At 44.0% G+C, this 13295-nt stretch carries 10 protein-coding genes; 6 read left to right on the forward strand and 4 right to left on the reverse strand.

The window, feature by feature from the left end:
- Window positions 1-15 precede the first annotated feature (15 nt).
- From F5613_RS06385 to F5613_RS06405, 5 genes are all read left to right on the forward strand, one after another.
- On the forward strand, window positions 16-1134 hold the full coding sequence (locus tag F5613_RS06385) for a DUF362 domain-containing protein (RefSeq protein WP_179399138.1): 1119 nt from the start codon (window positions 16-18) through the stop codon (window positions 1132-1134).
- Between the two features lie 42 nt (window positions 1135-1176).
- Complete coding sequence (gene mnmE, locus F5613_RS06390; RefSeq protein WP_179399543.1) at window positions 1177-2568, forward strand: tRNA uridine-5-carboxymethylaminomethyl(34) synthesis GTPase MnmE; 1392 nt, start codon at window positions 1177-1179, stop codon at window positions 2566-2568.
- Window positions 2569-2766: 198 nt separating this feature from the next.
- Complete coding sequence (locus F5613_RS06395; RefSeq protein ID WP_179399139.1) at window positions 2767-5922, forward strand: DUF3427 domain-containing protein; 3156 nt, start codon at window positions 2767-2769, stop codon at window positions 5920-5922.
- Window positions 5923-5962: 40 nt separating this feature from the next.
- Window positions 5963-6673, forward strand: coding sequence for an MBL fold metallo-hydrolase (locus F5613_RS06400; RefSeq protein WP_179399140.1), 711 nt, complete (start codon window positions 5963-5965; stop codon window positions 6671-6673).
- Complete coding sequence (locus F5613_RS06405; protein WP_245832536.1) at window positions 6652-6864, forward strand: hypothetical protein; 213 nt, start codon at window positions 6652-6654, stop codon at window positions 6862-6864. Before F5613_RS06400 ends, F5613_RS06405 begins: the two co-directional genes overlap by 22 nt.
- A 292-nt stretch (window positions 6865-7156) precedes the next feature.
- Here F5613_RS06405 and ltrA read toward each other — a convergent pair whose 3' ends face one another.
- The 4 genes from ltrA to tnpB all read right to left on the reverse strand — a co-directional run bounded on the left by ltrA (window position 7157) and on the right by tnpB (window position 11244).
- Window positions 7157-8413, reverse strand: a complete 1257-nt coding sequence (gene ltrA / locus F5613_RS06410) for a group II intron reverse transcriptase/maturase (RefSeq protein ID WP_179399141.1) — start codon at window positions 8411-8413, stop codon at window positions 7157-7159.
- Window positions 8414-8634: 221 nt separating this feature from the next.
- The gene (locus F5613_RS06415; RefSeq protein ID WP_179399142.1) at window positions 8635-8964 is read right to left on the reverse strand and encodes a hypothetical protein; all 330 of its coding nucleotides are present in this window, start codon (window positions 8962-8964) and stop codon (window positions 8635-8637) included.
- Window positions 8965-9238: 274 nt separating this feature from the next.
- On the reverse strand, window positions 9239-10810 hold the full coding sequence (gene tnpC / locus F5613_RS06420) for an IS66 family transposase (RefSeq protein WP_179399143.1): 1572 nt from the start codon (window positions 10808-10810) through the stop codon (window positions 9239-9241).
- 92 nt (window positions 10811-10902) lie between these two features.
- Window positions 10903-11244 (reverse strand): IS66 family insertion sequence element accessory protein TnpB, encoded by a 342-nt coding sequence (gene tnpB, locus F5613_RS06425; protein WP_179399144.1) that lies wholly within the window; start codon window positions 11242-11244, stop codon window positions 10903-10905.
- 222 nt (window positions 11245-11466) lie between these two features.
- Here tnpB and F5613_RS06430 point away from each other — a divergent pair, with 222 nt between their 5' ends.
- Window positions 11467-13128, forward strand: a complete 1662-nt coding sequence (locus F5613_RS06430) for an IS1182 family transposase (RefSeq protein WP_246303322.1) — start codon at window positions 11467-11469, stop codon at window positions 13126-13128.
- The last annotated feature ends 167 nt before the right edge of the window (window positions 13129-13295 follow it).

Raw genomic sequence — 13295 nt, forward strand, 5'->3', positions numbered from 1 at the left:
AATAAGCATTATTCCATGGAACCATCAAAAGTATATTTTACAAATTTGCGTACCAATGCATCGTGCAATCTGCTCGATAAGATGGAACGCGTGGTAAAAAGGGCCGGTATTGCCGGAATCAATTTCGAAAAACAATTTGTGGCCATAAAGATACATTTTGGCGAACCCGGTAACCTGGCTTATATTCGTCCCAATTATGCGGCCCGCATGGCAAACCTTTTACGCTCGTTCGGAGCCAGACCGTTTCTTACCGACTGTAACACGCTTTATTCAGGCAGACGGGCCAACGCGGTAGATCACCTGCGTAGTGCCATGGAAAATGGTTACAACCCCATCTCGGCACAATGCGATGTGATAATCGGCGACGGACTGAAGGGAACCGACTACCGCGAGATTGAGGTAAACGGAGCATACTGCAAAGCACCCAAGATAGGAAGCGCCATAGCCGATGCCGATATCATTGTGTCCATGACCCATTTTAAAGGACACGAACAAGCCGGATTTGGAGGCGTATTGAAAAACCTTGGTATGGGATGCGCCAGCAGAGGCGGAAAAATGGAACTACACGCAGCATCTCAGCCCCAGATAGATACCGAGCAGTGTACAGGATGTAACATCTGCGTAAAAAACTGTGCCCACGATGCAATCCATCTTAACAGCACACGCAAAGCGGAAATCGATTACGCGAAGTGTGTGGGATGCGGACAATGTGTGGCACTCTGCCAGTACGACGGTGCAGTAATGGGGGCAGGAGATACCTCCGAAAACATGAACTGCAAGATTGCCGAATATACCCAGGCAGTACTTAAAGACAAGCCCCATTTCCATGTAAGCTTTATCATGAACGTTTCTCCCGAGTGCGATTGCTGGCACACCAACGATGCAGCTGTGATACCCGACCTGGGTATAGCCGCCTCTTTCGACCCGGTGGCTTTAGACAAGGCCTGTGTGGATATGGTAACCAATGCACCAATTCTGCCCAATAACCGGTTGGCCGACAAACACCCCCACGAGCACCTCGAAGGCGAAGATAAATTTCATCACATGCACCCGGACACCAACTGGCGCGCCGGCCTCGAACATGCCGAAAAGCTGGGAATCGGTACCATGCAGTACGAATTAATCACCGTATAATCTTTAAACATCAAAACAACGTATCCAATAGCTATGAGTACCATCCATCAAGACACCATATGTGCCGTATCTACCGCCCCCGGAACAGGCGGTGTAGCCATTATCCGTGTATCCGGTCCCGATGCCATTCAGTCGGTGCATGCCATATATGCCCCCATGAAATCCGGCAAGAGTCTGCTTACCCAGAAAGCCTATACCATCACTTTCGGGAACATCGTATGCGGAGATCAGCTGGTGGACGAGGTGCTGGTATCCCTTTTCCGTGAACCCCATTCCTTTACCGGCGAAGACACGGTCGAAATTACCTGTCACGGATCGGTATTCATACAACAACAGATACTCGAACTCCTTATCAAACAAGGTTGCCGGTCGGCTTTACCCGGCGAATTCACCCAACGTGCCTTCCTGAACGGCAAGATGGACTTAAGTCAGGCCGAAGCTGTGGCCGACCTTATTGCATCCACCTCTGCGGGAACCCATAAGCTCGCTTTGAGTCAGATGCGTGGCGGATTCAGCAACGAGCTGTACAAACTTCGCACCCAGCTGCTCGACTTTGCCTCCCTTATCGAACTGGAGCTGGACTTCAGTGAAGAGGATGTGGAGTTTGCAGACCGCTCCAACCTGTATAATCTGGCCGATACAATTAAAAAAGTAATCGGCGGACTGGCCGACTCCTTTAGGGTCGGTAATGCCATAAAGAACGGTATCCCTGTGGCGATAATCGGCGAAACCAATGCCGGCAAATCCACCCTGCTCAACCTGCTGCTCAACGAAGAAAAGGCCATCGTATCCGATATTCACGGAACCACGCGCGATGTGATAGAAGATACCATCAACCTGAACGGCATCACGTTCCGGTTTATCGATACCGCCGGAATCCGCGAAACCAGCGATACGATCGAAAGTCTGGGTATCGAACGCACCTACCAGAAGATGGAACAGGCAACCCTTGTGTTGTGGGTGATCGACTTAACCAGTCCCGATGCCCTTATCGAAACCCTGGCGCACCTTATCGAACCCAAGCTGAGCGGAAAGAAGGTAATACTAGTATTCAATAAAGCCGACCTGCTCACCCCGCAGGAGGTAGCCGCCAAGCAGAGCCTGCTGGACAAAGTGCAGGCCGAAAAGATCACCATCTCGGCTAAGTTCAAGAACAATACAGACCGTCTGCAGACCAAACTGGTGGAAGCAGCCAACCTGCCCGAAGTAGGACAAAACGACGTAATCGTAACCAATATCCGTCATTACGAAGCCCTTACCCGCGCACTGGAAGCCATCCAGCGCGTAATATCCGGCATGGATAATGGCATAAGCAGCGACTTCCTGGCTCAGGACATCCGCGAATGCATGCACTACCTAGGCGAAATAACCGGACAAATCAGCAACGACGAAATATTAGGTAACATCTTCGCCAAGTTCTGTATAGGTAAATAAATAGCTTATTGTTTTATTTAAAATGATTATAATCGATTAAAAAGGCGTTCATTATGGACGCCTTTTATTTTTAGTAGAAGAATGACTAATATTTTAGCATTTAACATAGTTCTCATAACGTCAATTCTATTAATTGAGTATTTTTGTGTAGTGTAAAAGCTAATACCATCTTTTCTATAAATATACAAACGATAAAGCATGAGTCTTTCTATAGGAGTATACGAGCAGATAGTCAACAACTTAATTCGAGTCAAGCTAGATAGCATTGATACCTGCCAGTTTTTCGTAGGCACAAAGTCAATCAGTAAGATTGACGCAATCAATCTGCTCTGCAAATACCTTCAGCATCTACTGGAGATTGCTTTTGCAAACATCAATGAAGAGGAGGACTCTGACAAGTGTTCTCGATTTGTCAATGATATAATAATTAATTTGGGGCGCGACTTCAACATAGAAGATAGTCAGGAGAACCTTATTGATGCCGGAAGGTCAATCCTTACAGCAGTTGTCGACAAGACCAGATGCGATTACCCCGACATAGAGCAATACATCAAAGATATTACACCGGAGACGACACTGAGCAGAAGTGCTCTGTTCTTTGGCGGTAAAGGTCCAACAGATATGCAAAGCGAACTCAACAGGGAGATCCTATGCTCTGATGAAATCTGCTGGGTTATCTCATTTATAAAAGTCAGTGGTCTTAATCTTCTCTGGAAAAGTTTGCAGCGATTCACTTCAGAAGGCAAAAAACTGAGAATAATCACAACAACTTATACAGGTGCAACAGAATATGAAGCAATATCTAGATTAGCTTACCTGCCAAATACCGAGATTAAGATTACATATGATGGGACCCAGGACCGACTTCATGCAAAGTCATATATCTTCCTAAGGAATTCGGGTTTCCATTCAGCGTACATCGGCTCCAGCAATCTTTCTTCGTATGCACTTAAAGATGGTAAAGAATGGAATTTTAAAGCAACTCAATTCGAACTGCCACATATCATTGAGTCTGTAAGAAACTCATTTGAGAGCTACTGGAATGACGAGACCTTCGAAGATTTTATTCCAGGCATCAGCGATGAGCGTTTAAAGAAAGCTCTTGGTGCTACATGGGACGATCCGCTACTTGATTTCTCTGCCCTGGATTTAATGCGGGCAAAAGACTATCAGCAGGAGATACTTGAAAAGCTGGATGTAGAAAGAAATGTTCACGGACATTTCCGAAATCTTGTTGTTGCGGCAACAGGAACAGGCAAGACTGTTATTGCTGCTTTTGATTTCATGAGGTATAAAGAACAGCACCCAGACTGTCATTTGCTATTTATTGCCCATAGACAGGAGATTTTGAAACAGGCGATGAAAACATTCAGCATAGTTCTTGGGGACCCCAATTTCGGAGACTTATGGGATGGTGAAAACGAGCCTCAAAGCTACCAACATGTTTTTGCCAGTAAAGACACGTTGAGGAATAGACTAGACAGTCTAAATCTTTCTGCAGACTATTACCAATATGTCATTGTCGACGAGGTTCATCATATAGTTGCACCTACCTATGTGAAACTGATGACTTACTTCAAACCGGAGATTCTGCTTGGTCTTACCGCAACTCCCGAAAGAACCAATTCAGAAGAGGATATCACCGTATTCTTTGATGGACACATTTCGGCAGAAATACGCCTTCCAGCCGCTTTGAATGCTGGTCTGCTAGCCCCATTCCACTATTATGGAATACCAGATAATATTGAACTCACAGAAGTTAAATGGAGCGGTCATGGATATGATCCGTCTGAGCTGACAAAGATATATACCAGTAATGATTACCGTACAGGTCTTATTCTGAAGAAAATGCAGGAGTATATCGGGAATAATAACCTTCACAAGGTTAAGGCTCTGTGTTTCTGTGTCAATAAGGATCACGCCCGTTATATGAACGCAAAGTTCACACTTTCTGGTCTTCGTTCCGACATGCTTACCAGCGATGATTCAGACACACACCGAAATGTTGTCCAGAAACGTTTACGCTTAGGACAGATCAACTACCTATTTGTTGTAGACCTTTTCAATGAAGGTGTAGATATTCCGGAGATTGACACCATTCTGTTCTTACGCCCTACCGAAAGCTGTACTGTGTTTTTGCAGCAGTTCGGTCGTGGGCTACGTAAACATAAAAATAAGGATCATCTTACTGTTCTTGATTTTGTTGGTCATTCCAGAACAGAGTTCAATTACAAAGACAGGTTTGAAGCCCTGATAGGACGCCATTCACGTAACATCATTGAAGAAATAAAGGGCGGATTTACCAATGCTCCGTTTGGTTGTAAAATCACACTGGAAAAGAAGGCCCAGGAAGAAATACTTGCCAATATCGAAGGCTTCATCAGAAGCATGAGAAAGGACAAGATCATTCAGGAAGTAGCAACTTTCAGGAAAGCTAATCCTATAGGCTTCTCTTTATCATCTTTCTTGAATTACACCCATATTCCTCTCCACAAGATATATAATGTTATGACCTGGGGTGAATTCTGCTCAGCCGCTGGCGTCCAATCCGAGTTGTCGCCAAATGTGGCAGCCATTAAATTTGCAGTAAGTAAAAAATGGATGGCAACAGATTCCTTCAGTTACTTCAGCAAACTGATATCTTTCGTGGATTCAGGTTTTAAAGTCGAAGTATCGAGCTTCTCTGATACCGAAATGAGGTATGCTACGATGTTCTATTATGACTTGTTCGATACCGCTGGAGCATTCGATTCAATTCAGGACATGTTCGATAGTTTAGCCCAGGACAACCTGTTTATAAGCGAAGTGAAAGAAGTGCTATACATTTTAAGAGAAAGATGCTCTTCGCCAGAAAAGACTGACAATAGCATATATTCCGGTTGGAATCCGCTGAAACTTCACGGTGTCTATACAAAGGCCCAGATACAATCAGCCCTTGGCTTATCAACATTTTATAAGAAATCATCTGCTCGTGAAGGTGTTGAAAGAATCTGGGGAATCAATCTTGAAGCAATGTTTGTAGATGTGATCAAGAAACGTGAAGAGGGTTCAACAACTGATTACAAGGATTTCGCAATGGGCAAGAAACGTTTCCATTGGGAAACCCAAAGCACTGTATCCAGCACATCGCCGACAGCAGAGAATTACCGCAACAGAACGAATCACCAGCTCCTTTTTGTGCGCCAGCAATCCACCCACCCCGAAACCAAAGCCACCATGGGATATGTTTATCTTGGAGAAGTCGAACTAGTATCGATGGAGGGATCACGGCCTATTCAGATTGTTTGGGAACTCAAGTCTCCTATGTCTGAGTCCGCATACGCATTTGCATCTCAATATAAGGCGATAGGATAGCATTCAGACTGCTTTTTCTAACAAATAACAAAGGTTTAAAATGAAGATAAATGTATTAGATATTAGTTTTGAGTATAACGGAACCTCACAGACAATAAATCCGGTCATTATACAAGATAATGAAACTATGATTTTAGTTGACACAGGTTATCCTGATCAGATTGGATTACTTGAAGAATCGGCTAAACAAAATGATATTTCACTTGATAAATTAACCCATATCATTATAACACATCACGATTATGATCATGTAGGTTCATTAGCAGCGCTCAAGCGGAGGTTCCCTCCTGTCAAAATATTGGCTTCCCGGATAGAGAAAGAATACATTGAAAAGCAAAGAAAACCATTGCGGTTGGAGCAAGCAGAGAAGATATATCCTTCATTGTCGGAGGTCGACAAAGAGCAAGCCCTTATATTCCATAAAACGTTAGAAAGTGTTGAAGGTGCTGAGGTGAATGAAGTTTTAGAAAATCATCAAATATTACCTGTTGGAAATGGGATAGAGGTGGTTTTCACTCCCGGACATACAGCCGGCCATATCTCTTTGTACATCAAAGAAAATAAAACTTTTATTGCAGGCGATGCACTTGTGTTGATTGATGATAAGCTTGTTATTCCATATCCTCATTTTGCCTACGATGCAGATAAAGCTAAAGAGTCCGTAAAGCATCTATTCTCTTATGAGATTGAAGAGCTTATCTGTTATCATGGAGGCTTAATTAAGAGTAATTGGAAAGATTTACTATCATGACGCCACCTCGTATCGAACAATCCACCAAAGAGGAGCGTCTGGCATTTGTGTTAAACCAATGGAAGTGCTTGTCTAATTGTGAGATATGCGGTAAATGCAGTATGTTGAGAGGCCGTAATGAAGAGATGCTTTATGCAGATTATATCGATGGCAAGAGATCCTATATGGATATAATCCCGGATCCCCTATAAAGCTCCAATCCGTCATTACAAGGATTCAAATACACATATTCCTGTATTCTAATTTCTCTCAAGCGATTATTAAAAAGATTAGTCGGTACATTTTTGTGAAAAAGTATATACTTTGTGGATCATTTATTATGAGTTTTAAAGTTGAAAGTCCTCAACATTTTTCAGGACGGGTCATAAACTTAAAAAATAGCGAAAACAGTCGAGTAGGCCTGAGCATTTCAGCTCAAGCCTCTCACAGAACCGTGCGTGACAGTCTCCCATCACACGGCTCTTCTTATTCAGTCTGATAAGATTACCATTTCTTGTTAGCTGTTGGAGTTACTCCCCACTGCCAGTGGTAAAAGAGTTTAGACTCTTTCCGGGAGATGTTTCCCAGCCAGTAGTAAGCCCGGTAGGGTTTCCCCTTGAAGCGCTTGAACTTGGCTGTAACCCATCTGGCCAGATGTCTGTTTACTTCATCTAACAGGATTTTGAGTCGGGTGGGATAAAATTTACCATAATAGGTAATCCATCCCCAAAGCACCGGATTGATGCTTTTCGCCAGGGTTTCCAGCGATAGAAACAGTTGTTTCCTTGTTTTCCAGCTGCGCATCTTTTCACGGATGCGGTTGCAGGCCTTGTTGCTGATTGCCGGCAGAAAGCCTGTAAAGTTGATGCCATTTCTGCCTTTTGCCTTCCGGGGTCGGAAGGTGTAGCCAAGGAAATCGAAAGAGATTGTATCAAACTCTCCCTTTCTGCGGCTGTCTTTACAGTACACAATCTTTGTTTTGTCATCGTTCAACATCAGTTTACATTGAGCAAACCGTTGTTGAACAGCTACTTTCAGTGCTTCGGCCTGGGATTGGGTGGCGCAGTGACAGATGGTGTCGTCTGCATACCTTTCGAAGGGAATGTGCGGATAATACCTGCTCATCCACTTGTCGAAGGCGTAATGCAGGAACAAATTGGCCAGCACAGGTCCGATAACGGACCCTTGCGGGACCCCTTTGTCCCGGTCGATTTTACTGCCATCCTGCAGTTCGTAGGGAACTTTGAGCCACCGTTCGATGTAAAGCAGCACCCATACACAATCGGTATGAAGTCTGACTGCTTTAATCAGCAGTTCGTGGTCAATGGAATCGAAGAACTTGCTGATGTCCATATCCAATACCCAGTTGTACTTCCAGCACCGCTCGCGTGCTTTGGCGATGGCATCGTGAGCAGAGCGGTTGGGCCGGTAGGCATAAGAATCCTCGTGAAAACAGGGTTCAATCTGTGGCTCCAGCATCATCACTGCTGCCATTTGAGCAATCCTGTCTCCTACCGTAGGTATACCTAACGGACGTTTATCTCCATTGGGTTTAGGTATTTCTACCAGTTTGACCGATGGAGGGAAGTAGCTTCCCGAACTCATGCGGTTCCAGATTTTGTACAGATTGTCTTTGAGATTTTTCTCAAACTGCTCAATCGATACGCCGTCAATACCCGCACTTCCATGGTTTGCCTTGACTCGTTTGAAGGCATCCATGATTAAAAACTTAGAAATCTCATGCGACTTTGCGTCTTTCATTTGCATCCTCCTGTTTTAATAGTTGTACATTTACTACGCTTGAATAAGCTGTTCCCTTGGCTCCATTTCCATTACAGAAACTTCGTCGCTACTACGGAACAGTCCGCCCCTGCCTCCGGTCCTCGGTACGCTGGTTCTTGCAGGGCTTCTGCTTGAACTTCTCCCTTCACATCCCGGCGCAGGTTCCTGCGTTCCGTGAAAAAGCCTCTGTACAAGTCATGCTATCTTTGCACCGGATGCCACCCGGACCGTAAACAGGTTCCTTCCGGATTTATCCCGGGTCTGACAGAAAAGACCCGGTTCTGACATCGTCTAAATGGTTTTCGATGCTTCATCAATAGTTCCCTTACGGTCATCTCTTGTACAGTTACCTGACGATTTATATCGCCTTTTGGTGTATCGCTCACCACCTTGTCTCTTAAACAAAGCAGCATACACTGGTTTGTAACCATCTCCTGTAAGACGGTTACGAGGGGCCTGCCCTCATCTCTTTCACAGTTACAAACATTGCCGCCTGCAATGTTTTCACAGCACACTCTGTCATCCATCATTTTTAGGGCTTAACAGTCAGGTTGTCAGTATGTTAAAAAATGACAGATGCCTAAATCATCTATCATTTTATCTTTCATCTATCATGCCGCGAAAATCGACTTTTTTAAATGCATTAAAACTATTACTGTACTGATATACAATTGAATACAAGTGTAAAGGAAGAGCGTTTAAGACCAATCATTTCCTAATTAGGATGGTGCAAATTACATTTACTATAACAGTATTAACGTAAGCGTCTCCGCGATACCGTCTTGTAAGATTTATTAATTGTTATTAGAGTTTAGTCCACTTGTCTGGAAGTAAATCGCGATATATTTGATCGGGAGCGGTTGGACTTATGTATGCCAGTCGGTTTAGTATGTCCGTAAAGTATTCGAAGGAGTTTATATTATGAAGTTTGCAGGAGATGGATAGCGAGTAGAGCAATGCCGTTCTTTTAGCTCCGGCATGACTGCCACAAAAAAGAGAGTTTTTTCTGCTTAAAGATATGCTTCGCATACATCTTTCCACGGCATTGTTATCCAACGCATAGTCCGGACGTACAATGTAATTACACAGTGCATCGTACTCGTTGAGAGTATAATTCACGGCCTTCGAGAGGGGACTCTTGGGAAGGGTGGATGGATTGGATTGTATTTCCAACAGTTTACTTTTTAGTTCAGCCAGTATGGGTGGGGCGTACTCTTGTCTATGTTCAAGGATTTTGTCGGGCTTCCATTTCGGGTCAATCTTATGCTCCGCCTGATAAAGCCGGTTGATTATGTTGACAATTCCGATGGCTTCTTTATCGTTTGCGAGATCCAGGAACTGACGCTTGCAGTGCTGGAAGCATGCCAGCCGGATTACATCAGGATAGGTATCGGTCTCAAGTATTTTATAGTTGATCAGCCCGTCACTCTGGATGGCTCCTTTGTAATGATTGCCGATATAGTTGGTCAGAACCTCCCGGGATCGGGAGCCGTTTTCATAAAAGTACTGGACCAATTTCTTTGTATTGGCCAGCGAAGCCCAGATATACCCTTTGCGTACGCCCTTACCATCCTTGTTTTTCTCTTTGGTAAGGATGGTATGGTAACTTTCATCCATACAAAGATAGTCATCTTCAAGGATCGCTGTATGAAGAACATCATCCAGGCGGTCCATTAATCCGGCAGACTTCTTAATCAGTCCGTGGGCGGTAGCTTTGTTTAATTCAAAGCCATTTTCTGTAAAATACTTGACAATCCGCTCCACAGGCATGGAGTAAACATACCGCAGTTGAAGCATGCCGGCGATAAAGGAGGCATCATAGTTTGAGTTCTGCAGGGGAGATCTGGGGGCTTTACCCGAGTAAACCTTTTCCTGCTGTACGCAATTATATTGTCTGTATATGATTTTCTTAAAAGTAGCCTTGCTGTAGGTATACATGACGGAGTCTACAGATCCGATCACCCTGGCCTTTTCTTTGTCAAAGGCAGGGTCATCGGGATATACATGCTCGACAATGGTTTCCAGAGAGAAGTATTCTTTCCGTTTGGCATTGTTGTTTCCGCGGTCTTTGGGCAAAACAGGGGGAGCGGTTTCTGCCGGTTCTTCTTTTGCAGCATCGGGCACAAGTTTTTCCGATTTATTGGAGAGAAGCTTGCTCATTCTCCGGTTTTTCCCCTCAACCTTCTGCATGTCCCCATTCTTTTGAAGAAGGCTTTTTTCCAGCGAACGGATTGTTTCGGTTAAACTACCAACCTGGACAGAGAGGCTTTCTATTTGTTCGGATTGCCGGACGAGTTGTTCCAAATACATCTTTTCCCTTTGAGCGGAAAGTTTCAGCTGGTCTTCCTGTAGTTCAATAATCCGTTTGCTATTCATGTCATAAAGATACGGACAATACTTCGGATATCAAAGTAAATTACAATAAATAATTTAGCTATATATTTGGTATACAATATATTAAGCCTTATCTAAAACCTTATCCTGTACTTTGCCGAACGGACCGAGACGCCCTCCATTATCAAGACAAAGGTCTTCCATTTCATCTCAAACTCATTGTTTGAAGGGTTAAATCGGGGGACTTCAAAGGTGCCCCGTTCCAGCTTTTTCTGATACAAAACAAATCCACCGTCTTCCCAGTGAAGGATCTTAATTAACGACCGGTTCCTGCCAAGGAAGAGAAAAACCTCTCCCGACAAAGGATTCCGTTTCATGTCTGTCTTCACTAACTGGTATAGGGAATAGATGCCTTTGCGCATGTCCACGTAATGCGGACATAGATAATAGCTCATGGATTCTGTAAGTGCAAACATCGGATTATTGGTTAAAATAGGTTTGTATAAATTTATTCAGATCTTCCTGGCTAATCTCTTTAATGGTTATAATTACGCCATCGGGAAAAGTGATGTTGACGCCTTTAAGGAGGGTGTGTCAAAATAGGCACACCCTCGTTTTATGCACAAAGGTCGAACTTTCCCAAGCTCGGCCTTTGCTATTTCCTAGAGTTTTTGTAACTTTAGGTTTTCAAAATTCATATGACAAAGTTACATTTTCGCCCGTATATATCCAACCAAACGCTTCTTTTTCCGAGCCGGATTGATGAAGATATTGCTGAAGATGACCCTGTCCGGGTAGTCAATGCCCTGGTTGACAATCTTGACCTTAATAATATTAAGGCTCTTTATAAAGAATATGGTCGTAGTCCCTATCATCCGCAGATGATGCTCAAGGTGATTATCTACGCCTACATGAACAACGTTTATTCCTGTCGCAAGATTGAGAAGCTGCTTCTTCGCGACATCCATTATATCTGGCTTGCCGGGTATGAAAAACCAGACTTTATTACAATCAACCGTTTTCGTAATCGGGTAAAGCATGAGATTAACCAGATTTTCACCCAACTAGTGCTTCTTCTTGCCGGTAAAGGCTATGTGAGTCTGGATGTGGAATACATTGATGGGACAAAGATTGAATCCAAAGCCAACAAATATACCTTTGTCTGGCGCAAAAGCGTGGAGAAGAACCGGGACAAACTTCTCGATAAAATAAGAATCCTGCTTGAACAGATTGATGAAACGATCGCCCAGGATAAAGCAGCAGAGAATCAATCCGTGGCGTTTACTCCGGCAGCCATCTCCGATCTTGCCCGGGAGTTGAAGGAGGCGCTGGCAGAGCAACCCGCAGCCAGGACCAGGGAAGAAAAGAAAGCCCGTCGGGCAAGGGAGAAAGAGATAAAAGAGTTAGAGAAGCACGGCGATAAGCTTGCCGAATATGACCAGCATCTGCAAACACTCGGGGATCGTAACTCTTATTCCAAAAGTGATCCTTCAGCCACCTTTATGCGCATGAAAGAGGATGCGATGAACAACGGCCAGACCAAACCCGGCTACAACTTACAAATCGGGACAGAGAACCAATTCATCACCGACTTTTCCCTGTTCCCCAACCCTACAGACACATTAACCCTTATACCTTTCCTTAGCTCGTTTTCCGGACGTTACAACCGGCTTCCCGGCAAAGCCGTTGCCGACTCCGGTTATGGATCGGAGGAGAATTATCGTTTTATGGAAGAACATGATATAGAGTGTTTTGTAAAATACAACTGGTTCCACAAAGAGCAGAAGCGTTCGTTTAAGAATAATCCTTTTCTGGTGGATAATTTATATTATAATGCCAAAGATGATTACTATGTTTGCCCCATGGGGCAGCATATGACCTTTGTGGGTAAGACTCATGGAAGGACAGCTAGCGGATATATTACCGAATCACATCGCTACAGGGCAGCAAGATGCGAAGGATGCCCTCTTCGGACCGGATGCTTCAAAGCCAAGGGGAATCGCTCCATCGAAGTTAACCGCAGACTCGTGGAATATAAACGCAAAGCCCGTGAGAAGCTGATCTCGGATGAGGGACTTGAACACCGATCCAAACGACCTATAGAACCAGAAGCCGTTTTCGGACAAATGAAATACAATATGGCATACCGTCGATTCCGTCACTTCGGACTCGACAAAGTCACCATGGACTTTGCCTTCTTTGCCATAGCCTTCAACATAAAAAAGATGTGTGCAAAAGCAGCTAAAGGGATATCAAAGGGCTTTTATAACAGGAAAATTACTCTGAAAACAGCGTTTTATGAGGTGATAAGCGATCAAAATCGAATCGAAAGAAAAATCAATCCAAAATGGGCGGCTTGAAGCTTTTTTGAAAAACGAAACAAAAAAGAAAGAGGATGTGCCAATTACTTTGTTTTGACACACCCTCAAAACCGGTTTTTCTGATGCTTCCTTTATAAAGGAGAGCGGATAGAGTTGTTGTCCTTCACAAGAGGCTTGCTCAGGAGTGGAGGCAGAAGTATCGGGTA

Source organism: Macellibacteroides fermentans (assembly GCF_013409575.1).
GTDB lineage: Bacteria > Bacteroidota > Bacteroidia > Bacteroidales > Tannerellaceae > Macellibacteroides > Macellibacteroides fermentans.